General features: G+C 72.7%; 18 protein-coding genes and 1 rRNA gene. 13 read left to right on the forward strand and 6 right to left on the reverse strand.

The genetic code is table 11. The features are described 5' to 3' along the window. Positions 1–160 precede the first annotated feature (160 nt). Positions 161–277, forward strand: a 5S ribosomal RNA gene (rrf, locus tag ABT057_RS43535). Between the two features lie 87 nt (positions 278–364). On the opposite strand, the gene ABT057_RS43540 is transcribed toward rrf, so the two are convergent. Next, positions 365–1,228, reverse strand: a complete 864-nt coding sequence (locus ABT057_RS43540) for a hypothetical protein (protein WP_352350007.1) — start codon at positions 1,226–1,228, stop codon at positions 365–367. 345 nt (positions 1,229–1,573) lie between these two features. On the opposite strand from ABT057_RS43540, the gene ABT057_RS43545 reads away from it, so the two are divergent. After that, positions 1,574–2,356, forward strand: a complete 783-nt coding sequence (locus ABT057_RS43545) for a hypothetical protein (protein ID WP_352349994.1) — start codon at positions 1,574–1,576, stop codon at positions 2,354–2,356. Positions 2,357–2,431: 75 nt separating this feature from the next. On the opposite strand, the gene ABT057_RS43550 is transcribed toward ABT057_RS43545, so the two are convergent. Further along, positions 2,432–3,715: a DUF1015 domain-containing protein gene (locus ABT057_RS43550; RefSeq protein ID WP_352349889.1), complete on the reverse strand. Its 1,284-nt coding sequence runs from the start codon at positions 3,713–3,715 to the stop codon at positions 2,432–2,434. 94 nt (positions 3,716–3,809) lie between these two features. Here ABT057_RS43550 and ABT057_RS43555 point away from each other — a divergent pair, with 94 nt between their 5' ends. The 4 genes from ABT057_RS43555 to ABT057_RS43570 are packed head-to-tail and all read left to right on the forward strand — an operon-like array spanning position 3,810 to position 7,850. Next, entirely contained in the window at positions 3,810–4,838 is a 1,029-nt protein-coding gene (locus ABT057_RS43555; protein WP_352349891.1) for an HAD hydrolase-like protein, read from the forward strand. Between the two features lie 50 nt (positions 4,839–4,888). Beyond that, complete coding sequence (locus tag ABT057_RS43560) at positions 4,889–5,932, forward strand: FecCD family ABC transporter permease (protein ID WP_352349892.1); 1,044 nt, start codon at positions 4,889–4,891, stop codon at positions 5,930–5,932. 14 nt (positions 5,933–5,946) lie between these two features. Continuing rightward, positions 5,947–6,990, forward strand: coding sequence for a FecCD family ABC transporter permease (locus ABT057_RS43565; RefSeq protein ID WP_352349996.1), 1,044 nt, complete (start codon positions 5,947–5,949; stop codon positions 6,988–6,990). Then, positions 6,987–7,850, forward strand: coding sequence for an ABC transporter ATP-binding protein (locus ABT057_RS43570; RefSeq protein ID WP_352349894.1), 864 nt, complete (start codon positions 6,987–6,989; stop codon positions 7,848–7,850). The genes ABT057_RS43565 and ABT057_RS43570 overlap by 4 nt, the downstream gene beginning before the upstream one ends. Here ABT057_RS43570 and ABT057_RS43575 read toward each other — a convergent pair. Further along, entirely contained in the window at positions 7,834–8,181 is a 348-nt protein-coding gene (locus tag ABT057_RS43575) for an SCP2 sterol-binding domain-containing protein (RefSeq protein ID WP_352349896.1), read from the reverse strand. The genes ABT057_RS43570 and ABT057_RS43575 overlap by 17 nt on opposite strands. A gap of 42 nt (positions 8,182–8,223) precedes the next feature. On the opposite strand from ABT057_RS43575, the gene ABT057_RS43580 reads away from it, so the two are divergent. The 5 genes from ABT057_RS43580 to ABT057_RS43600 all read left to right on the forward strand — a co-directional run bounded on the left by ABT057_RS43580 (position 8,224) and on the right by ABT057_RS43600 (position 13,464). Then, positions 8,224–8,496 (forward strand): hypothetical protein, encoded by a 273-nt coding sequence (locus ABT057_RS43580; RefSeq protein WP_352349898.1) that lies wholly within the window; start codon positions 8,224–8,226, stop codon positions 8,494–8,496. Positions 8,497–8,503: 7 nt separating this feature from the next. Next, the gene (locus ABT057_RS43585; protein ID WP_352349900.1) at positions 8,504–9,319 is read left to right on the forward strand and encodes a TlyA family RNA methyltransferase; all 816 of its coding nucleotides are present in this window, start codon (positions 8,504–8,506) and stop codon (positions 9,317–9,319) included. Further along, entirely contained in the window at positions 9,316–10,221 is a 906-nt protein-coding gene (locus ABT057_RS43590) for an NAD kinase (RefSeq protein WP_352349902.1), read from the forward strand. Before ABT057_RS43585 ends, ABT057_RS43590 begins: the two co-directional genes overlap by 4 nt. A gap of 80 nt (positions 10,222–10,301) precedes the next feature. Continuing rightward, on the forward strand, positions 10,302–12,020 hold the full coding sequence (gene recN, locus ABT057_RS43595; protein WP_352349998.1) for a DNA repair protein RecN: 1,719 nt from the start codon (positions 10,302–10,304) through the stop codon (positions 12,018–12,020). A 316-nt stretch (positions 12,021–12,336) separates the two neighbouring features. Next, positions 12,337–13,464 carry a glycosyltransferase family 4 protein gene (locus tag ABT057_RS43600; protein WP_352349904.1) on the forward strand — a complete coding sequence of 376 codons (1,128 nt, stop codon included), beginning with the start codon at positions 12,337–12,339 and terminating at the stop codon, positions 13,462–13,464. A gap of 7 nt (positions 13,465–13,471) precedes the next feature. Here the strand turns inward: ABT057_RS43600 and ABT057_RS43605 are convergent, their stop codons facing one another. Beyond that, the gene (locus ABT057_RS43605) at positions 13,472–15,115 is read right to left on the reverse strand and encodes a PucR family transcriptional regulator (RefSeq protein WP_352349906.1); all 1,644 of its coding nucleotides are present in this window, start codon (positions 15,113–15,115) and stop codon (positions 13,472–13,474) included. A 79-nt stretch (positions 15,116–15,194) separates the two neighbouring features. On the opposite strand from ABT057_RS43605, the gene ABT057_RS43610 reads away from it, so the two are divergent. Continuing rightward, complete coding sequence (locus ABT057_RS43610) at positions 15,195–16,151, forward strand: LLM class F420-dependent oxidoreductase (protein WP_352349908.1); 957 nt, start codon at positions 15,195–15,197, stop codon at positions 16,149–16,151. Here ABT057_RS43610 and ABT057_RS43615 read toward each other — a convergent pair. Together ABT057_RS43615 and ABT057_RS43620 are read right to left on the reverse strand one after the other, a co-directional pair. Continuing rightward, on the reverse strand, positions 16,138–17,520 hold the full coding sequence (locus ABT057_RS43615; RefSeq protein WP_352349910.1) for an FAD-binding oxidoreductase: 1,383 nt from the start codon (positions 17,518–17,520) through the stop codon (positions 16,138–16,140). The genes ABT057_RS43610 and ABT057_RS43615 overlap by 14 nt on opposite strands. A gap of 79 nt (positions 17,521–17,599) precedes the next feature. Further along, complete coding sequence (locus ABT057_RS43620; RefSeq protein ID WP_352350000.1) at positions 17,600–19,402, reverse strand: glycoside hydrolase family 15 protein; 1,803 nt, start codon at positions 19,400–19,402, stop codon at positions 17,600–17,602. A 533-nt stretch (positions 19,403–19,935) separates the two neighbouring features. Between ABT057_RS43620 and pyrG the strand changes: the two genes are divergently transcribed. Beyond that, positions 19,936–21,624 (forward strand): CTP synthase, encoded by a 1,689-nt coding sequence (gene pyrG / locus ABT057_RS43625; RefSeq protein ID WP_352349912.1) that lies wholly within the window; start codon positions 19,936–19,938, stop codon positions 21,622–21,624. The last annotated feature ends 35 nt before the right edge of the window (positions 21,625–21,659 follow it).

The following is a 21,659-nucleotide window of genomic DNA, read 5'->3' on the forward strand; positions in this document are numbered from 1 at the left end:
GGAAGCACGGTAACGTGTGGAGGTGACCGGTACTAATAGGCCGAGGGCTTGTCCTCAGTTGCTCGCGTCCACTGTGTTAGTTCTGAGGCAACGACCGTTGCCGGCTTAGAGCAGAACGCATAACAGAAAAGTGTGCTTGTTCGCTCGAAACCATTAGGGTTTCGGTGGTCATAGCGTGAGGGAAACGCCCGGTTACATTTCGAACCCGGAAGCTAAGCCTTACAGCGCCGATGGTACTGCAGGGGGGACCCTGTGGGAGAGTAGGACACCGCCGAACAATCTTTGGAAGGACCCCTGGTCCCAGCGTTCAGCTGGGACCAGGGGTCCTTTCGTTTTTACAATGCTTGTGTACCGAAGACAGGAGTCACCGATGTCCACCAACTCTCCCGACGACCGACCGGAGCGCGACCAGCGGCGACGGGACAGTGGGGACCGCGGCGATCGCGGCGGATACCGCGGGGACCGCGATCGCGGAGACCGGCCGGCGTTCCGTCGCGATGACAACCGTGGTGGCGGTGGCGGTGGTTACGGCCGCCGTGACGACCGTCGGGACGACCGGCGAGGCGATGACCGTGGCGGGTTCCGTCGTGACGACAACCGTGGTGGGCACGGTCGGCGCGACGACCGTGGTGAGGGCGATCGTGGTCCCCGTCCTGCCTTCCAGCGTGACGACCGCCCGCGTGACGACCGCGGGCCGCGTCGGGACGACCGGGACCGTGGGGACCGCGGCGGCTTCCGCCGGGACGACCGCGGAGACCGGCCGGCGTTCCGCCGCGATGACAACCGTGGTGGCGGTGGCGGTGGTTACGGCCGGCGCGATGACCGTCGGGACGACCGACGTGACGATCGTGACCGCGGTGACCGCGGTGGATTCCGGCGTGACGACCGGCGGGACGACCGGGGCGACCGCCCGGCCTTCCGGCGGGATGACAACCGCGGCGGGTTCCGCCGTGACGACCGGCGTGACGACCGGCGAGGCGACGACCGTGGTGGATACCGCGGCGACGACCGCGGGTTCCGGCGGGACGATCGGCGTGACGACCGCGGCGACCAACGACCTCCCTTCCGTCGCGACGACCGCCGTGACGACCGCCGTGACGACCGCGGTGACCACCGGCCTCCCTTCCGTCGCGACGACCGTCGGGACGACCGGCCTCCCTTCCGTCGGGACGACCGGCCGGGCGATGACCGTGGCGGGTTCCGTCGTGACGACAACCGTGGTGGGCACGGTCGGCGCGACGACCGTCGTGAGGGCGATCGTGGTCCCCGTCCTGCCTTCCAGCGTGACGACCGCGGGCCGCGTCGGGACGACCGGGACCGTGGGGACCGCGGCGGCTTCCGCCGGGACGACCGCGGAGACCGGCCGGCGTTCCGCCGCGACGACCGACGGGACGACCGTGGTGGTCGGGGCGGGTTCCGTCGTGACGACCGGGGCGGGCGGCCCGGTGGGTTCCGCGGGGACGACCGGCGTGACGACCGGCGTGACGACCGTGGCGGGTACCGCGGCGACGACCGGCGCGGTGGTGGCCGGTTCCGTGACGAGCGGGACCGGGACCGGGAGCCGATCAAGCGGCTGCCGATCCCGGAGGACGTCACCGGCGAGGAGATCGACAAGGACGTACGGCAGGAGCTGCAGAGCCTGCCCAAGACGCTCGCCGAAGACGTCGCGAAGAACCTGGTGATGGTCGCGCGGCTGATCGACGAGGACCCCGAGGGTGCCTACGGATACAGCAGGGTGGCGCTGCGGCTGGCATCGCGGGTCGCTGCCGTACGCGAGGCCGCCGGGTTCGCCGCCTACGCGACCCAGAAGTACTCCGAGGCGCTGGCCGAGTTCCGGGCGGCGCGGCGGATGACCGGCTCGGTGGAGCTGTGGCCCGTCATGGCCGACTGCGAGCGTGGGCTCGGGCGGCCGGAGAAGGCGCTGGACATGGCCGGTGCTCCCGAGGTGCACAAGCTCGACAAGGCCGGCCAGGTGGAGATGCGGCTCGTCGCCGCGGGAGCCCGGCGTGACATGGACCAGCTGGACGCGGCCATCGTGACGCTGCAGAGCCCCGAGCTGGCCTCCAACTCCGTACAGCCGTGGACCGCGCGGCTGCGGTACGCCTACGCCGACGCGCTGCTGGCCGCCGGGCGTGAGGGCGAGGCGCGGGAGTGGTTCGCGAAGGCCGTCGAGGCCGACCGGGACGGCAGCACGGACGCCTCCGACCGGCTCGCCGAACTGGAGGGGGTGGAGTTCGTCGACGCGCTGGACGAGACCGACGCCGAGTCGGCGAACGACGACCAGGACGACCAGGGCGACGACCAGGGCGACCAGGGCGACCAGGAGGACGACGACAAGGACGACGTCGAGGACTGACGTCGGCAGCAGACAAGGGGCGGGTCCGGGCGGAAGCCGGGGCCCGCCCCTTCTTGCGTTCTCAGGTTCCCGCGTTCAGAGGTCGAGGGCGCGCAGGACCAGGCCGGAGGCCGGTTTGGGACCGAAGGACGTGGACTTGCGGGGCATCGTGACGCCCTGGCGGGCGAGGTCGCGGACGACCTCCTCGCGGACGGGATGCAGGAGGACCGCCGTGGCGCCGCTGCGTTCGGCCTTACGCACGGTGGCGGCCGTGTCGTGGATGTAGGCGATGCGGGTGGGGTCGTCCTCGGGGATGTGCCACACATGGCCGAGGAGCGTGGCGTGCAGGACCGTGGCGTCCAGGGTGCGCCAGGCCGGCGGACGGTCCGTGGGGACCGTACGGTCGAGGAGCGCCTGGTCCGGGCGGTCGAGGAGGTGGAAGGCGCCGTCGCCGGCCAGCAGGAACGCGTTGCCGTCGCAGGCCGCGTCCGCCAGAGCCTCCAGGGCCTCGGGGAGGGGGACCGACAGGTGCCGGACGCGGAAGGCGCCGTCGACCGCGGCGAGGGCCTCTGCCACCGGCAGGCCGTGCAGGAGACGGTGGATGGCGCGGACCCGCAGGGGGTAACGGGCCGTGTCGACCAGGAGGACCAGACCGTGGTCCCAGGGGCTGGGGGAGGGGTGTTCGGCGCGGAGCCGGAGGTAGGTGGCCCAGCGGTGGTGGCCGTCGGCGATCAGGGCCTGGTGGTGGGCCAGGTCCGCCTGGACGCGGGTCAGGTCGGCGGGGTCGGTGATCGCCCAGAGGCGGTGGCCGTAGCCGTCCTCGGTGGTGGTGGCGAGGAGCGGGGTGCCCTCGGCGGTGCGGTCCACGATCTCCGCCGCGGTGCCGTTGCCCCGGTAGGTGAGGAGGAGCGGTTCGAGGTTGGCGTATGTGGCGCGCATGAGGGCCGCGCGTTCCGCCACCACGGGCGGTATGACGTCCTCGTGGGGGAGGACGACTCCCTCCGACGGCTCGGAGACGCGCAGGGCGCCGATCAGGCCGCGCTGGAGCATGCCGTCCGCGTGCCGCTGTTCGTAGACGTACAGGGCGGGTTCGGGGTCGACCGTGAGGACGCCCTCGGCGAGCCAGCGGCGCAGGGCGTCGGCGGCCTGTTCCGTGCGGGCGCTGGGGGTGGTGGCCTGAGGGAGGATCAGCCGGACGATGTTGTGCGGGTCCGAGTCCTGGAGCTGGTGCAGGCCGTCGGGGCGGACGACGACGTCGTACGGCGGGGAGGTGACGGCGGCGAGGCTGCCGACCCGGTCGGGGTCGTAGCGCAGGCCTCGGAACGGGGTGAGTTCCAGGCCTCGGGGCGCCGTTGCCTCAGAGTGACCTGCAGTGTTCATCCCGGCATCGTACGGGGCGCAGGTGTGGACGTCCCGGTGTCAGTGGCATGCGCGATGATCGGGGGAAAGCGGATCGAGCGAGGAGCGATGCGGAATGAGCCGGAGCTTCAGGACGAGGCCCGAGGGCAGTGGGCAGGCCCTGAGCGACGCGTACGACACGGCGCTGCTCGACCTGGACGGCGTGGTGTACGCGGGCGGGAACGCGATCGTGCACGCCGTCGAGTCGCTGGGCACGGCCCGTGCGGGCGGGATGCACCTCGCGTACGTGACCAACAACGCGCTGCGGACGCCGGACACCGTGGCCGGGCACCTGACGGAGCTGGGGATCCCCACGAGCGCGGATGACGTCATCACCTCGGCCCAGGCGGTCGCGCGGCTGATCAGCGAGCAGGTTCCGGCGGGCGCGCGGGTGCTGGTGATCGGCGGGGAGGGGCTGCGGGTCGCGCTGCGGGAGCGGGGTCTCACACCGGTGGAGTCCGCGGACGACGACCCGGCGGCCGTGGTGCAGGGGTTCGGCGGGCCCGACCTGCCGTGGGGGAGGTTCGCCGAGGCTTCGTACGCCGTCGCGCGTGGAGTGCCGTGGTTCGCGTCCAACACCGACCTGACGATTCCGAGCGGCCGGGGGATCGCGCCGGGCAACGGCGCGGCGGTGGAAGTGGTGCGGATAGCCACGGGGGCCGAGCCGCAGGTGGCGGGCAAGCCGCTGCCGCCGATGCACCGGGAGACGATCCTGCGGACGGGCGCGGAGCGGCCGTTGGTGGTCGGCGACCGGCTGGACACCGACATCGAGGGGGCGTTCAACGGGGAGGTGGACTCACTGCTCGTCCTCACCGGTGTCACCGACGGCGCGCAGCTGCTCGCCGCGCCGCCGCAGCACCGGCCGACGTATGTGGACGCCGATCTGCGCGGGCTGCTCACCGGACAGCCGGAGGTGAGCGAGGCCGGGGAGGGGTTCCGGTGCGGTGGCTGGACCGCGACCGCCGGTGAGGAGCGGCTGGAGCTGGCGGGCGACGGTGAGGCGCTGGACGGGCTGCGGGCGCTGTGTGCGGCGGCCTGGACGGCGGCCGGGGAGGGGAGTTGCGAGCTGGACGGGGGGAAGGCGCTGGCACGGCTGGGGCTGTGAGGCCCTGACCAGGGATCAAAGTTCCAGAGAGGGTAGGCTAACCTAACTGGGTGTTGGTCGACAGTGTTCCCGGACAGCGCGCGGAGAGCGCCTCCGCGCCCCCAGCCCGCCGGGCGATCCGTTCGCTCGGACTGTTCGTCGCCGTGGCGGTGCTCGCGCTGGTGGCGGTGGCGAGCATCGCCGTCGGGGCGAAGGAACTGTCCGTCGCCCAGGTGTGGCACGGGCTGTTCGCGGATTCGGGGACGTATGCGGACGTCGTCGTCGACGAGCGGCTGTCGCGGACCGTGCTCGGCCTGCTCGTCGGTGCCGCGCTGGGGTTGTCCGGAGCCGTGCTCCAGGCGCTGACGCGCAACCCGCTCGCAGATCCGGGGCTGCTCGGCATCAACGCCGGTGCCTCGGCCGCCGTCGTCACCGCGATCACGTTCCTCGGGGTGACGAGCCTGAGCGGGTATGTGTGGTTCGCGTTCCTGGGGGCGGCCGCGGTCGGCGCGCTGGTCTGGTTCCTGGGCGGCAGCCGGGCGGCCACACCCGTACGGCTCGCGCTCGCCGGCACCGCGATCAGTGCCGCGCTCTACGGCTACCTCCAGGCCGTGATGATCTTGGATGACGCGGCGCTCGCCAGGATGCGGTTCTGGACGGTCGGTTCGTTGTCCTCGGCGACCGACGAGACGATCTGGCAGGTGCTGCCGTTCCTCGTCGCGGGCACGCTCCTCGCCCTCGCTCTGGCCCGGCCGCTGAACGCCGTGGAGATGGGCGACGACACGGCCAGGGCGCTGGGCGCGAACCTCAACCGGACCCGGGCGCTGGCCATGCTCGCCGCCACCGTGCTGTGCGGGTCCGCGACCGCCGCCTGTGGGCCGATCGTGTTCGTCGGGCTGATGGTCCCGCACATCGTGCGCTCCTTCACCGGCCCCGACCTGCGCTGGATCATGCCGTACGCGGCGGTCCTGTCGCCGGTGCTGCTGCTCGGCTCCGATGTGATCGGCCGGGTCGTCGCCCGGCCGTCGGAGGTCCAGGTCGGCATCATCACCGCGATCATCGGCGGCCCGGTCTTCATCTTTCTCGTACGACGCCGGAGGACGGCCCAGCTGTGAGGACCACCAAGGGTGTGAGGACCACCAAGGCTGTGAGGATCGCAAAGGCCGGCGGGCTGTCGGTCCGGCTGGACGTACGGGCGCTGGTCGTCGTCGTGACGCTGCTGGGCGCCGCGTTCGCCGCGAGCGTCGTGCTGATCGGCACCGGCGACTTCCCGATCTCGGCGGGGGACGTACTGAAGACGCTGTTCGGCGAGGGCAACCCCGGTCAGGAGCTCGTCGTCAACGACCTGCGGCTGCCGCGGGTCCTCGTCGGGCTGCTGGTCGGTGCCTCGCTCGGCCTGGGCGGCGCGTTGTTCCAGGCCGTCTCGCGCAACCCGCTGGGCAGCCCGGACGTGCTCGGCCTCGGGCAGGGGGCGACGGCCGGGGCGCTCGTGATGATCGTGCTGTTCTCCGGGAGCACCACCCAGGTCACCGTCGGGGCCCTGGTGGGCGGGCTGGTGACCGGGGCCGCGATCCATCTGCTGGCGTGGAAGCAGGGTGTGCACGGTTATCGGCTGGTGCTGGTCGGCATCGGTCTGTCGGCCGTCGCGACGGCGGTCAACGGCTATCTGATCACCAAGGCCGACTTCGTGGACACGGCCCGGGCCGTCGTCTGGATGACCGGGACCCTCGACGGGCGGGACTGGAAGCAGGTCTGGCCGCTGCTCGTCCTGGTCTGCGTGCTCGTACCGCTGGTCCTCGGCAACGCGCGCGGGCTGCGGATGATGGAGATGGGCGACGACGTCTCCCAGGCGCTCGGGGTGCGGGTGGAGCGCGTACGGCTGGTGCTGATGGTGTCGGCCGTCCTGCTCACCGCGGCCGCCACCGCCGCCGCGGGCCCCGTCAGTTTCGTGGCGCTCACCGCGCCGCAGCTCGCCCGGCGGCTCACCCGGTCGCCCGGGCCGAACCTCGTGCCGTCCCTGTGCATGGGCGCGGCCCTGCTGGTCACCGCCGACTGGGCCTCGCAGCGGCTCTTCGGCGACGGACAGCTGCCCGTGGGCGTGGTGACCGGCGTGCTGGGCGGGGTCTACCTGCTGTGGCTCCTCGTCACCGAGCGCAAGGCGGGCCGGATATGAGCGGCTCGGCCGACCAGAACAACCGAAGGAGCACCGTGAACCGCCTGTCCGCCGAGAACGTGACCCTCGCCTACGACCAGCGGGTCATCACCGAACAGTTGTCGGTGGAGATCCCCGACAACTCCTTCACGGTGATCGTCGGCCCCAACGCGTGCGGCAAGTCGACGCTGCTGCGGGCGCTGTCGCGGATGCTGAAGCCGTCCCGGGGGCGGGTGCTTCTCGACGGTCAGGTCATCCAGTCGATGCCCGCCAAGAAGGTCGCGCGCACGCTCGGTCTGCTGCCGCAGTCGTCGATCGCGCCGGACGGGATCACCGTCGCCGACCTGGTGGGCCGCGGCCGTTACCCGCACCAGGGGATCCTGCGGCAGTGGTCGGCAGAGGACGAGCGGGTCGTGCAGGAGGCGATGAGCCGGACGGGGGTCGCCGAGCTGGCCGAGCGCTACGTCGACGAGCTGTCCGGCGGCCAGCGGCAGCGTGTGTGGATCGCGATGGCCCTCGCCCAGCAGACCCCGCTGCTGCTGCTCGACGAGCCGACGACCTACCTCGACATCCAGCACCAGATCGACGTCCTCGACCTGTGTGCCGAACTGCACGAGGAGCAGGGCCGCACCCTTGTCGCCGTGCTGCACGACCTCAACCACGCGGCCCGGTACGCCAGCCATCTCATCGCGCTGAAGGGCGGCGAGATCGTCGCGCAGGGCGCGCCGGCCGACGTCGTCACGGCCGAACTGGTCGAGGAGGTCTTCGGACTGCGCTGCCAGATCATCGACGATCCGGAGACGGGGACACCGCTGGTGGTGCCGGCGGCCCGCCAGGCACGGGCGCGGGGCAGGCGGGCGGTCGCTACAGAAGCTTCCTGAGCTGGAACAGGTCCCTGAGGCCCGCCTCCAGTTTCACCCGGCCCGAACCCCACGCCTTCGCGAAGTTCAGCTCGCCGGCGACCAGCGCGACCAGGTCGTCGCCGGTCATGGTCAGCCTGATCTGGGCCTTCTCCCGGGGAGGGCCCTGCAGGGTGTCGTGCACCACGATCCGCCCGCCCGTCATACGGCCGGTGAACGTGATGTCCAGGTCGGTGATCCGGCAGCTCACCGAGCGGTCCAGGGACGTGGCGGTGCGGACGTCCCCTTCGGCGCGCTGCATGTTGTCCGAGAGCTTCTCGAGTGCCGCACGGCACTCCTCGATCGTGGCCATCGTGATCGACGGTACCCCAGGGGTTCGGGGTAGCGTCTGCCCATGAGCGACACAGTGCCGGAGCCGGAGAGCCCGGCGGAGGAACCGGAGTACGATCCCGCCGCCCCCGCGCCGCTCGCGGTCCCCCGCACACCCACCGGTGACGCCGGGGTCGACGCCCAGCTGGACCGGCTGGCCGACGCCGACCACCTCGCCACCGACGGGCACCTCGAGGTGTACGAGGATGTGCACCGGGGGCTGCGCGACGCGCTCACCGCGCTCGACGCCCGCCCGGGACCTCCGGCGCCCCCCTCGCCGTACAGCAGTAGGAGCTGAACCGAACGTGGCAGGAGTCGCACGTCGCCGTCTGGACGCGGAGCTGGTCCGCCGTAAGCTCGCGCGCTCGCGTGAGCATGCCGGGCAGCTGATCGCCGCGGGCCGGGTCACCGTGGGCAAGGCCGTGGCGACCAAGCCCGCCACCCAGGTGGAGACGGCCGCCGCGATCGTCGTCGCCGTCGACGACAACGACCCCGACTACGTGTCCCGGGGCGGCCACAAGCTCGCCGGGGCGCTCGAGGTCTTCGGGCCGTCGGGGCTCGTGGTGGCGGGGCGTCGGGCGCTGGACGCCGGGGCGTCGACCGGCGGTTTCACGGACGTGCTGCTGCGGGCGGGAGCCGCGCACGTCGTGGCCGTGGACGTCGGATACGGACAACTCGCCTGGTCTCTGCAGAGCGATGAACGCGTCACCGTCAAGGACCGTACGAACGTACGCGAGTTGACGCTTGAAGCGATCGATGGGGAGCCTGTGGATCTTGTCGTGGGGGACTTGTCCTTCATTCCGCTCGGGCTGGTGCTGCCGGCTCTGGCGCGGTGCACCAAGCCGGACGCGGATCTGGTGATGATGGTCAAGCCGCAGTTCGAGGTGGGGAAGGAACGGCTCGGCAGCGGGGGCGTCGTGCGCAGTCCCGAGCTGCGGGCCGAGGCGGTGCGCGGCGTCGCCGGGAAGGCGTGGGAGCTGGGGCTCGGGGTGCAGGGTGTCACCGCCAGTCCGCTGCCCGGGCCCTCGGGCAATGTCGAGTACTTTCTGTGGCTCCGGGCCGGGGCGCCTGCCCTGGACCCGGCCGACGTCGATCGTGCAGTTGCGGAGGGGCCGCGTTGACACCGAACCGAGCTCGTACTGTTTTCCTGCTCGCCCACACGGGCCGGCCCGCCGCGATCCGCAGTGCGGAACTGGTGGTGAAGGGCCTGCTGCGCGAGGGCATCGGGGTGCGTGTCCTGGAGTACGAGGCGTCCGACCTGCATGTGCCGGACGAGGTGGAGCTCGTCGCCGAGGCCACCCCGGACTGCCTGGAGGGGTGCGAGCTGCTCATCGTCCTCGGCGGTGACGGGACGCTGCTGCGCGGCGCGGAGTTCGCCCGCGCGTCCGGGGTGCCGATGCTCGGCGTCAACCTCGGGAGCGTCGGCTTCCTCGCCGAGGCCGAGCGCGACGACCTCGACAAGGTCGTCGACCGGGTCGTGTCGAAGTCGTACGAGGTCGAGGAGCGGATGACCGTCGATGTCGTCGTGCACCGCAACGGGGACATCGTGCACACGGACTGGGCGCTGAACGAGGCGGCGGTGCAGAAGGCCGGTGCCGAGAAACTGCTCGAAGTGGTGCTGGAGATCGACGGGCGGCCGGTGACCGGGTTCGGATGCGACGGGATCGTCCTGTCCACGCCCACCGGGTCCACCGCGTACGCGTTCTCCGCCGGCGGGCCGGTGGTGTGGCCCGAGGTCGAGGCGCTGTTGATGGTGCCGATCAGTGCGCACGCGCTGTTCGCGAAGCCGCTGGTGACCTCGCCGAACTCGGTGCTCGCCGTGGAGCTGCTGCCGCACATTCCGCCCGGGGTGCTGTGGTGCGACGGGCGGCGGACCTTCGATCTGCCCGCGGGGGCCCGGGTGGAGGTGCGGCGGGGGGCCGTTCCGGTACGGCTGGCCCGACTGCATCATGCTTCGTTCACCGACCGGCTGGTGGCGAAGTTCGCGCTGCCCGTTTCCGGGTGGCGGGGGGCTCGTCACTAGGGACGTCCACTCGCCCGGGTGACAGGGTGCCTCGCACTCGCCGCCCCGGACCTCGTAAGGTCTTGTCCGTGTTGGAGGAGATGCGGATACGGTCGCTCGGAGTCATCGACGACGCGGTGGTCGAGCTGTCGCCCGGCTTCACCGCCGTCACGGGTGAGACGGGCGCGGGCAAGACCATGGTCGTGACCAGCCTCGGGCTGCTGCTCGGCGGGCGGGCCGACCCCGCGCTCGTGCGGATCGGTGCCGAGCGGGCGGTCGTGGAGGGGCGGATCGCCCTGCCCTCGGGCGGCTCGGCTGCGGTACGGGCCGAGGAGGCCGGGGCGGAGCTCGACGACGGGGCGCTGCTCATCAGCCGTACCGTTTCCGCCGAGGGGCGGTCGCGGGCGCACGTCGGCGGGCGGAGCGTGCCCGTGGGCGTGCTGGCCGAGCTCGCCGACGAACTGGTCGCCGTGCACGGGCAGACCGACCAGCAGGGGCTGCTGAAGCTGTCCCGGCAGCGGCAGGCGCTCGACCGGTACGCCGGGGACGCCGTCGCCGTGCCGCTCGCCAAGTACGCGGAGGCGTACCGGCGGCTGCGGGCCGTGGCCGCGGAGCTGGACGACATCGTCACGCGCGCGCGTGAGCGGGCCCAGGAGGCCGACATGCTGCGCTACGGCCTCGACGAGGTGGCCGGCGTCGAGCCGCGCGCCGGGGAGGACGTGGAGCTGGCGGAGGAGGCGGAGCGGCTCGGGCACGCGGAGGCGCTGTCGTCGGCCGCCACGGCCGCGCACGCCGCGATGGCGGGCAATCCGGAGGATCCCGAGGGCATCGACGCCGCGACCCTGGTGGCGGGCGCCCAGCGGGCCCTGGAGGCCGTCCGGTCCTACGATCCCGCGCTGGCCGCGCTGGCCGACCGGATCGGGGAGATCGGGATCCTGCTCGGCGATGTGGCGGGCGAGCTCGCCGGATACGCCGACGACCTCGACGCCGATCCGCTGCGGCTGGCGGCGGTGGAGGAGCGGCGGGCCGCGCTGACCGCGCTCACCCGGAAGTACGGCCCTGACGTGAACGCCGTTCTGGCGTGGGCCGAGCAGAGCGCGGCCCGGCTGACCGAGCTGGACGGCGACGACGAGCGGCTCGACGAGCTGACCGCCGAGCGGGACGCGCTGCGTACCGAACTGGGCGGGCTCGCACAGGCCCTGACGGACGCGCGCACGGAGGCCGCCGAGCGGTTCGCCGCCGCGGTGACCGCCGAGCTGGCGTCGCTGGCGATGCCCCACGCGCGCGTGTCGTTCGCGATCCGGCAGACCGAGGACCCGGAGGGCGTGGAGGTCGGCGGACGCACCGTCGCCTACGGGCCGTCCGGTGCCGACGAGGTGGAGCTGCTGCTCGCGCCGCATCCGGGCGCGCCGCCCCGGCCCATCGCCAAGGGCGCGTCCGGTGGTGAGCTGTCGCGCGTGATGCTCGCCGTGGAGGTCGTGTTCGCGGGGACGGATCCGGTGCCGACGTACCTCTTCGACGAGGTCGACGCGGGTGTCGGCGGCAAGGCTGCGGTGGAGATCGGGCGGCGGCTCGCGAAGCTGGCGAAGTCCGCTCAGGTCGTGGTGGTCACCCATCTTCCGCAGGTCGCGGCCTTCGCCGACCGGCAGCTGCTGGTGGAGAAGACCGACGACGGGTCGGTGACCCGGTCCGGGGTGAAGGTGCTGGAGGGTGAGGAACGGATCCGGGAGCTGTCCCGGATGCTCGCCGGCCAGGAGGACTCCGAGACGGCCCGGGCGCACGCGGAGGAACTGCTGGCGACGGCCCGGGCGGACGGGTAGCGGCGGGCCGCTCCCTCGGGCCTCGACACTGCCGGGGTTCGGCTGGTTCGTGGCCACGGCGGCGGAGACCCCGGTCTGCGGCGAGGTCGCGAGGCCAGGACTCCGCCAATCGAACGGAACCCCGACTTCCTTCACCCGTGTGGGTGACGCATAGCGCCCTGCAGCCGGGTACCCGGGGACTCGGCGGCACGGAACACCCGTACGTGCTGGCATCCTTGGGTGCAGTACGTGAGGAACCCGGTGGTACACCCATCCATCCGGTCCTTCGGTACGTTTCCCCGTGACCGTCCGATGCCGAACCAGGAGCCCCGGCCACGTGAGCAGCCACTCACCGCACGGCCAGACGCCGCTGCGCACCGTGCAGGTGCTGGGCGGCGGCGACGCCGGCAGCAGCGCGCATGTGCGTTCGCTGGCCGCCGGGCTCGTCGCCCGGGGCGTGCGGGTGACGGTGTGCGCCCCTGGCGAGGCCGAGCGCCGCTACGACTTCGCGGGCGCCGGCGCCGAACACGTGCACGTGCCCCGCAGCAGCGACCCGGGCTCGGTGGCGGCCCTGCGCGCGGCCTGCACGGACGCCGACCTGGTCCACGCGCACGGCCTGCACGCCTCCTTCCGGGCCGTGCTCGCGCTCGGCGGACGCGATACCCCGCTGGTCGTCACCTGGCACAACCGTGCCCGCGCCGAAGGGGCCCGGGCCCATCTGCTGCGGCTGCTGGAGCGGCGGGTGGCGAAGGCTTCCGCCGTGGTGCTCGGGACCACCTCCGGCCTCGTCGACCGGGCGCGCCGGACGGGAGCCCGCGACGCCCGCCTCGCAGCCGTCGCGCTGCCCGCGCGCCGGCCCACGGACGATCCCGAGGACGCCGAGCCGCCGCACTCCAAGCTGCGGGCCGAACTCGGCGCGGTCGGCCGCCCGTTGCTCATGGCCGTCGGGTCACTGGACCGCCACCGGGGCTACGACCTGCTGCTGGACGCCGCGCATGTCTGGTGCCGTCTGGACCCCGTCCCGCTGGTCGTCGTCGCCGGGGAGGGGCCGCACCGGGCGGCACTCCAGCGCCGTATCGAGGACGAGGAACTGCCGGTACGGCTCCTGGGGCTCAGGGACGACGTCCCCGCCCTGCTCGCCGCCGCGGACCTCGCACTGCTGCCGGGCGGCGAGGAGTCCCGCTCGGTCCTGGCGCAGGAGGCCCTCCACGCGCGCGTCCCGCTCGTCGCCGTCCGCGCAGGCGGCGTCCGGGAACTCGTCGGGGACGCCGCCGAACTCGTCCCGCCCGACGATCCGCAGGCCTTCGCCGCCGCCGTCGTCCGCCTGCTCGACGACCAGGACCGGTGCGAGCGGCTGCGGGACGCGGGCACCCGGCAGACGTCCACCTGGCCCACCGAGGACGAGACGGTCGCCCAGGTCCTCAGCGTCTACGACGAGCTGACCCAGCCCCGGCCGATGATCTGAGCCGCCCTCACGGCACGTGCCGGCGGGCCCGCAGCGCCAGGCTCAGGGCCAGGACCGTCTGCGGGTCGTCCAGATCCGTGCCCAGCAACTCGCCGATGCGGGCGAGGCGGTTGTAGAGGGTCTGGCGGTTGAGGTGCAGCTCGCGGGCCGTCTCCGCCTTGCGGCCGGCGTGCGCCAGGTAGGACTCCAGGGTGGGCAGCAGGGGCGGTTTGTGGCGCTGGTCGTGGTCGCGGACGGGACCGATCGCGCGGTCCACGAAGGCCGCCAGGTCCGGGTGGTCGCGCAGCCGCCACAGCAGGAGGTCGATGTCGAGCCGGCGCGCGTCGTACCAGGGGCGGTCGGTCAGGCCCTGGGCGGCGGTCGCCGTCTCCGCCGCGTGCCTGAGGCCCGCCGAGGCCGCCGCCCAGCCGCCCGCCACCCCGACCACCACCACCGGCGGCGGGGCCCCCGGCCGCCGCATCCCGGCCCGCTCCACCCCTGCCCGCAGCGCCGCCGCGACCCGGTCCGCCACCGCCGCGCGCTCCGACCCCGACCGCAGACCGAGGAGCAGGGGGACCCGACCCTCCACGGGCCGGACACCCAGCAGCACCGGCACACCCACCGAGGCCAGCTCCTCCGCGACCGCCCGCGCCAGCACCGCCCAGCCCCCGCCGGGGACGAGGGCGTCGCCCAGCCGCATCACGACCGGCAGGAGCGGGCTCTCCCCGGGCTTGAAGCCGAGCACCCGCGCCTGCGCCGGGGCGTCCTCGGCGGCGACACGGCCCTCGGCGAGGTCGGTCAGGAAGTCGCCCCGGCCGCGCGCCGCCAACTCCTCCTCCTGGCGGGCCTGCATCAGCACCACGGCCAGGATCCCGGCCGCCCGCTCGGCGGCGATCCGGTGCACCGGGGAGAGCGGGGCGCGCACGGGCAGCAGCGCGAGCCGGGCGCGCACCGAACCCGTCCCCGGCCCGCCCCCGGGCACGTCCACCAGCACCGAACCGGCCGGCGGCGGCGCGTCCTTGTGCGGGCCGCGCAGCCCCTCCCACACCTGGAGCGGATCCGCGCCCTGAGGTCCTTCCCCGGCCGCGTACAGCAGCAGCCCGTCCGTCGTCTCCAGGAACACCGGATTGCCGCCGAAGTCCGCCAGGATGCCGAGGACCTGCGGGATCCCGCCGCCGCCGAGGACAGCCTCCGTGCAGCGGCGGTGCACCTCCTCCGCGCGCTGGAGCAGCGCGTAGTGGCCGTTGACGATCTCGGTGTGGATCTCCTCAGTGACCGTCACGAACGGCACCTCGCGGTGCAGTTGGACCAGCGGCAGACCGGTCGCCCTGGCGGTGTCCACCAGGGCCGCGGGGAGCCGGGCGAAGCGCGGTCCCAGCTCGATCACCAGGGCCGCGATGCCCCGCTCGGCCAGGGTGCGCACGAACGCCCGCTGCTCGGCCGGACGGGTGCCGAGGCCGTAGCCCGTGGTCAGCAGCAGCTCGCCGCCCTTGAGCAGGGAGGCGATGTGCGGGACCTCACCGGCGTGCACCCAGCGCACCGTCCGCCCCAGCCGCTCGGCGCCCGCGAGGACCTCCGGCAGCCCGCTGCGCAGGCCGGGCAGCTCCAGCGCGCGCTGGACGGTGATGCCGGCGCCCCTGCTGTCGAAACGGCGGTCCGTACTGCTGTCCATGCACCGGACGCTACCTGCGCGGACGGGCCGGCAACATCTCCTCCGGCGTGCGCGGGCGCCGGACGGGTAGCCGCCGGCCATGGACTTCAGTGTGGTCGCCGTTGCCCGTGAGGACGACAGTCCGGTCGAGGAGCCGCTCAGGGTGGCGGCGCTCGCCGACCGGCTCGGATACCGGGAGGTGTGGGCGGGGGAGGGGCCGACCTGGGACTCGTTCGTGCTGGCAGCCGCCCTCGGGCGGGTCACCGAACGCGCCGCGCTCACCGCCGGGCCCGTCCCGGTGTCGGTGCGCGACCCCCTGACCATCGCGCGGGGCGCCGCCTCGGTGGCCGCCGTCACCGGCAGGACGGTCGGCGTCGCGCTGGGCACCTCCAGCCGGCGGGTGGTGGAGGGAGTGCACGGGCGGGAGAGAGTGCGCCCCGCCGCCGTGCTCGCCGAGACCGCCGCGGCCGTACGAATCCTGCTGCGCGGCGCGCCGGGGGAGCCGGTCGTCCGCGGGAGCACCTTCCGGCGCCGCCTCCCGCCGCCCGGCGGGCCGCTCACCGTCGCCGCGTTCGGGGACCGTGCGGTCGCCGCGGCCGCCGCGCACGCGGACCGGATGCTGCTCGACGTGGTCTCGCCCGAACAGGTGCGCGTGCTGCGCGGCAGGCTGGGCACGGCGGCCGAGCGGGCGGGGCGCAGGCCGCCCGTCCTCGCCGCCTGGCTGCCTGCCGCCGTCGACCCGGCGCCGGAGTCGCTCACCCAGGTGCTGGGGAGCATCGCCGGGTATCTGACCGTGCCCGGGTACCGCGAGGTGTTCGCCGAAGCGGGGTTCGGGAAGGCCGTCGAGCTCGCCGCCACCGGTGCCGGCCGGGAGGCCCTGGTCCGTGCCCTGCCGCCGGAGGCAGCCGCCGTCGTGGGACTGGTGGGCGACCGGGCCACCGTACGACGACGGATCGACGCCTACGCCGAGGCCGGGCTCGACGAGATCGCCCTCGTCCCGGCCACGGACGGCGATCCGGCGGGGGAGCGGACGCTGACGGCGCTCAGGCCGGCCTGATGTTGTGGTTGAAGCGGAACACGTTGTCGGGGTCGTAGCGGCGCTTCACCTCGCCGAGACGGCGGGTGTTCTCGGTGCCCAGGCCCGCCACGACCCGGTCGGCGCCCTCGTCGCCGATGAAGTTCAGGTACACCGCGCCGGTGCTCCACGGCCGGGCGCCGGCGCGGACGTCCCGCACCCACCGGATGCAGCGCTCGTCGTCGGCCGGGTCCTCCCAGAGACCGAAGGGGTGCACGGCCCAGGGCGCGTCCCGGTAGGGCACGGGGTACTCGTGCGGGCCGGTGCCGATCGCGCCTCCTTGCGGGAACAGCGCGTGCAGGGTGCCGGTCGGCACGGGCAGGTTCTCCCCGCGGGAGCAGTAGACGTCCAGGAAGTCGTCGGGGGCGCCCGTCAGGTACTCCGCGGACCAGTAGTTCCGCATCCCCGGCGGATCGTCCAGCATGCACTGCACGTCGGCGTACGGCATGGCGCCCATGATCTCCGCCTCGTGCGGCAGCGCGAGCAGCGGCTCGGCCAGCTTGCGCAGGTCCTCCTCCGGGCCGGCGTACGTCAGCAGCGCCCCGCACAGCAGTGAGCCGACCAGGTGCGGCGGGATGAACTCCTCGGGCGGGCCGGTGAGATAGATGACCGCGCCGCTCGCCTCGTCCGGGCCCGCCGTGATCACGTCGCGGTAGGTGCGGGCGACCTCGCGGCCGAACTCCGGCTGGTACAGCAGCAGCGCGATGGAGAACCGGGGCAGCTCGTACAGCTTCAGCGTGAGCGAGGTGGCGATGCCGAAGTTGCCGCCGCCGCCGTGCAGCGCCCAGAACAGGTCGGGGTGTTCGTCGGCGCTCGCGTGGACCCGCTCGCCGTCGGCGGTGACCAGCTCCGCGCCGAGCAGGTTGTCGACGGCGAGGCCGAAGCAGCGGTCCAGCCAGCCGGTGCCGCCGCCCAGGACGAAGCCGCCGACGCCCGTCGTGGAGGCCCGGCCGCCGGTCGTGGCGAGGCCGTGCGGCTCGCAGGCACGGTCCAGGTCGCTCATCGTGGCGCCGCCCGCGATCCGTACGGCCTGGGCCGCCGGATCGACGGCGACCGCACGCATGTGCCGCAGATCGGCCACCACGGCCCCGTCGCCCAGCGCGCTGCCCGCCACGCTGTGCCCGCCGCCGCGCACCGCGACCGGCAGGTCCAGGTCACGGGCGAAGCGCACGGTCGTCACGACGTCGTCCGCGTCCACGCACTGGGCGATCACCGCCGGACGCCGGTCGATCATCGCGTTGAACACGGTCCGGGCCTCGTCGTAGCCCGCGTCCCCCGGGGCGAACACGTCGCCGACCAGACTTTCGCGCAGCGCGGAGAGGGCCGCGCCCGCTTTCGATGGGGAGGCCATGAGGCGCCCCCTTCCTGCAGGGGCTTGGACCTTCCCAGCCTAGGCGGGCCCGGCCGGGCCTTCCTGTTCAGCCTTCCCGTCAGCCGCCGTATGCTCCGGACGCCGTCAGGCGCAGGGCCGTGTCGATCAGCGGGACGTGGCTGAAGGCCTGCGGGAAGTTGCCGACCTGGCGCTTGAGGCGCGGGTCCCACTCCTCGGCGAGCAGACCGAGGTCGTTGCGCAGGGACAGCAGCTTCTCGAACAGCTTGCGGGCCTCGTCCACGCGGCCGATCATCGCGAGGTCGTCCGCCATCCAGAACGAGCAGGCCAGGAAGGCGCCCTCGTCACCGGGGAGGCCGTCCACGCCCTCGTCGCCGCCCGAGGTCGGGTAGCGCAGGATGAAGCCGTCCGGGGTGGACAGCTCGCGCTGGATCGCCTCGATGGTGCCGATCACCCGCTTGTCGTCCGGAGGCAGGAAGCCCATCTGCGGGATCAGCAGCAGCGACGCGTCCAGTTCCTTCGAGCCGTACGACTGCGTGAAGGTGTTGCGTTCCTTGTCGTAGCCCTTCTCGCACACGTCCCGGTGGATGTCGTCGCGCAGCTCGCGCCACCGCTCCAGCGGGCCGTCGGCGTCGCCGGACTCGATGAGCTTGATCGTGCGGTCGACGGCGACCCAGGCCATGACCTTGGAGTGCACGAAGTGGCGGCGCGGACCGCGCACCTCCCAGATGCCCTCGTCCGGCTCGTCCCAGTGCCGCTCCAGGTAGCGGATCAGCTTCAGCTGGAGGAGGGAGGCGTAGTCGTTGCGGGCCAGGCCCGTCATGTGGCCGAGGTGCAGGGCCTCGGTGACCTCGCCGTAGACGTCCAGCTGGAGCTGGTGCGCCGCGCCGTTGCCGACCCGGACCGGGGCGGAGTTCTCGTAGCCCGGCAGCCAGTCCAGCTCGGCCTCGCCGAGCTCGCGCTCGCCCGCGATGCCGTACATGATCTGCAGGTTCTCCGGGTCGCCGGCGACCGCCCGCAGCAGCCACTCGCGCCAGGCGCGGGCCTCCTCGCGGTAGCCGGTGCGCAGCAGCGAGGACAGGGTGATCGCCGCGTCACGCAGCCAGGTGTAGCGGTAGTCCCAGTTGCGGACGCCGCCGATGTCCTCGGGCAGCGAGGTGGTGGGGGCGGCGACGATGCCGCCGGTCGGGGCGTAGGTGAGGGCCTTGAGGGTGATCAGGGAGCGGATCACCGCCTCGCGGTAGGGGCCGTGGTACGTGCAGTGCTCGACCCACTCCCGCCAGAACTCCTCCGTCGCCTCCAGCGAGGCCTCCGGCTCCGGCAGCGGCGGCGGCTGCTTGTGCGAGGGCTCCCAGGAGACCGTGAACGCGATGCGGTCCCCGGGGGCGACCGTGAAGTCCGCGTACGTCGTCAGTGACTTCCCGTAGGTCTCGGCGGTCGTGTCGAACCACACCGAGTCCGGGCCCGCGACGGCGACCGTGCGCCCCTCGTGCTTGTGCACCCAGGGGACCACCCGGCCGTAGGAGAAGCGCATCCGCAGGGCGGAGCGCATCGGGACACGGCCCGAGACGCCCTCGACGATGCGGATCAGCTGCGGCGCGCCGTCGCGCGGGGGCATGAAGTCGGTCACCCGGACCGTGCCGCGCGGGGTGTCCCACTCGGACTCCAGGATCAGCGAGTCGCCGCGGTAGGTGCGCCGGGCCGCGGTCGGCGGCGGGGCGTCGGAGGCGTGCGCGGGGCCGAGGCGCCAGAACCCGTGTTCCTCTGTGCCGAGCAGGCCTGCGAAGATCGCGTGCGAGTCGAAGCGGGGCAGGCACAGCCAGTCCACTGTCCCGTCACGGCAGACCAGGGCAGCGGTCTGCATGTCTCCGATGAGTGCGTAGTCTTCGATGCGCCCGGCCACGTGCAACTCCAGTCGAACGGCCACGTCACCCCCACGCGAACGGGGGGCTGTCGCTAGTGCGGTCAAGGGGTCTTTGTCATGCGTCGTTGAGCGATAAAGCAAAGCAGTCGCTCCGCCGGATGGGCAAAACGCCAATTGTTGCTCAACGAACTGACGAGCTCTCGTTGTTCCGGTGGGATACGGGCTGGGGTGTGCCGTCTTGCCGGCCGGGCTCGGCAGCGAGTGTCCGAGCAGGATACGACGCACGTAGATGATCTGTGTGTCGCTCCGGGCAACGCGGGTACGCCGAACGGGTGAGCCACTGGTGAGAAGCCCGTAAGAGCAGTCTGCCCGGTGCGCGCGGATGGTGCGCGCCGGTGTCGGTGTGTGCGCGGAGCGTGGCCGGGAGCCATCCCCGTGAGGCGCTGATACCCTGGTAGCCCGTGGACCGGTGGGCTCGAAACCCCCGAACCGCAGCGACGGCACCTCCGGGAGATCCGGACCGGCGGCCGCACCGCACCCCAGACCGCGACCACGGGAGCCCCCTCTTGGCCATGCCGCCCGCTGCTTTCCGAAACAGCAAAGCCACGACGACCAAGCACATCTTCGTCACCGGGGGTGTCGCCTCCTCGCTCGGCAAGGGCCTGACGGCCTCCAGCCTCGGCATGCTGCTCAAGGCCCGGGGCCTGCGCGTCGTGATGCAGAAGCTCGACCCGTACCTGAACGTCGACCCGGGCACGATGAACCCCTTCCAGCACGGTGAGGTGTTCGTCACCAACGACGGTGCCGAGACCGACCTCGACATCGGACACTACGAGCGCTTCCTCGACCGTGACTTGGACGGCAGCGCCAACGTCACCACGGGCCAGATCTACTCGACGGTGATCGCCAAGGAGCGGCGCGGCGAGTACCTGGGCGACACCGTGCAGGTCATCCCGCACATCACCAACGAGATCAAGCACCGCATCCGCCGGATGGCGACCGACGAGGTCGACGTGGTGATCACCGAGGTCGGCGGCACGGTCGGCGACATCGAGTCGCTGCCCTTCCTGGAGACCGTCCGCCAGGTCCGGCACGAGGTCGGCCGGGACAACGTCTTCGTGGTGCACATCTCGCTCCTGCCCTACATCGGCCCCTCCGGCGAGCTGAAGACCAAGCCCACCCAGCACTCCGTGGCCGCCCTGCGGAACATCGGTATCCAGCCGGACGCGATCGTGCTGCGCTGCGACCGCGAGGTGCCGACCGCGATCAAGCGCAAGATCTCGCTGATGTGCGACGTCGACGAGGCCGCCGTGGTGGCCTGCCCGGACGCGCGCTCCATCTACGACATCCCGAAGACCGTGCACGGCGAGGGCCTGGACGCCTACGTGGTCCGCAAGCTGGACCTGCCCTTCCGCGATGTGGACTGGACCACCTGGGACGACCTGCTCGACCGGGTCCACAACCCCGACCACGAGATCACCCTCGCCCTGGTCGGCAAGTACATCGACCTGCCCGACGCCTACCTCTCGGTCACCGAGGCGCTGCGCGCCGGCGGCTTCGCCAACAAGGCCCGCGTGAAGATCAAGTGGGTCACCTCCGACGACTGCAAGACCCCGGCGGGCGCCAGGGCGCAGCTCGAGGACGTGGACGGCATCTGCATCCCGGGCGGCTTCGGCGACCGCGGGGTGCTCGGCAAGGTCGGCGCGATCCGCTACGCCCGTGAGAACAGGATCCCGCTCCTCGGTCTCTGCCTGGGGCTGCAGTGCATCGTGATCGAGGCGGCCCGCAACCTCGCCGACATCGGCGACGCGAACTCCACCGAGTTCGACCCGGCCACCGGCCACCCCGTGATCTCCACCATGGCCGAGCAGCTCGACATCGTGGCGGGCGAGGGCGACATGGGAGGAACGATGCGCCTGGGCATGTATCCGGCCAAGCTGGCGGAGGGCTCCATCGTCCGCGAGGTGTACGACGGCAAGGAATACGTCGAGGAGCGGCACCGTCACCGGTACGAGGTGAACAACGCCTACCGCGCCGAGCTGGAGAAGAAGGCGGGCATCCTGTTCTCCGGCACCTCGCCGGACGGCAAGCTCGTCGAGTACGTCGAGTACCCGCGTGACGTCCACCCCTACCTGGTCGCCACGCAGGCCCACCCGGAGCTGCGCTCGCGGCCGACGCGTCCGCACCCGCTGTTCGCGGGCCTGGTGGAGGCCTCCGTCGAGCGTCAGCGGGCGGCGGACGCGCAGAAGAATTCCGAGTGACACACCCGTTGTTACGGTGGCCGGGGTGCAAACCT

Source organism: Streptomyces sp. NPDC002588 (assembly GCF_040295925.1).
GTDB lineage: Bacteria > Actinomycetota > Actinomycetes > Streptomycetales > Streptomycetaceae > Streptomyces.

What these genes read in the sequence shown, in the direction of transcription:
- pyrG (WP_352349912.1), top strand. Translation starts at nt 19,936, where the DNA reads ATGCCGCCCGCTGCTTTCCGAAACAGCAAAGCCACGACGACCAAGCAC.
- ABT057_RS43580 (WP_352349898.1), top strand. Translation starts at nt 8,224, where the DNA reads ATGAGCGACACAGTGCCGGAGCCGGAGAGCCCGGCGGAGGAACCGGAG.
- recN (WP_352349998.1), top strand. Translation starts at nt 10,302, where the DNA reads ATGCGGATACGGTCGCTCGGAGTCATCGACGACGCGGTGGTCGAGCTG.
- ABT057_RS43550 (WP_352349889.1), bottom strand. Translation starts at nt 3,715, where the DNA reads ATGAACACTGCAGGTCACTCTGAGGCAACGGCGCCCCGAGGCCTGGAA.
- ABT057_RS43570 (WP_352349894.1), top strand. Translation starts at nt 6,987, where the DNA reads ATGAGCGGCTCGGCCGACCAGAACAACCGAAGGAGCACCGTGAACCGC.
- ABT057_RS43615 (WP_352349910.1), bottom strand. Translation starts at nt 17,520, where the DNA reads ATGGCCTCCCCATCGAAAGCGGGCGCGGCCCTCTCCGCGCTGCGCGAA.
- ABT057_RS43605 (WP_352349906.1), bottom strand. Translation starts at nt 15,115, where the DNA reads ATGGACAGCAGTACGGACCGCCGTTTCGACAGCAGGGGCGCCGGCATC.
- ABT057_RS43575 (WP_352349896.1), bottom strand. Translation starts at nt 8,181, where the DNA reads ATGGCCACGATCGAGGAGTGCCGTGCGGCACTCGAGAAGCTCTCGGAC.
- ABT057_RS43555 (WP_352349891.1), top strand. Translation starts at nt 3,810, where the DNA reads ATGAGCCGGAGCTTCAGGACGAGGCCCGAGGGCAGTGGGCAGGCCCTG.
- ABT057_RS43610 (WP_352349908.1), top strand. Translation starts at nt 15,195, where the DNA reads ATGGACTTCAGTGTGGTCGCCGTTGCCCGTGAGGACGACAGTCCGGTC.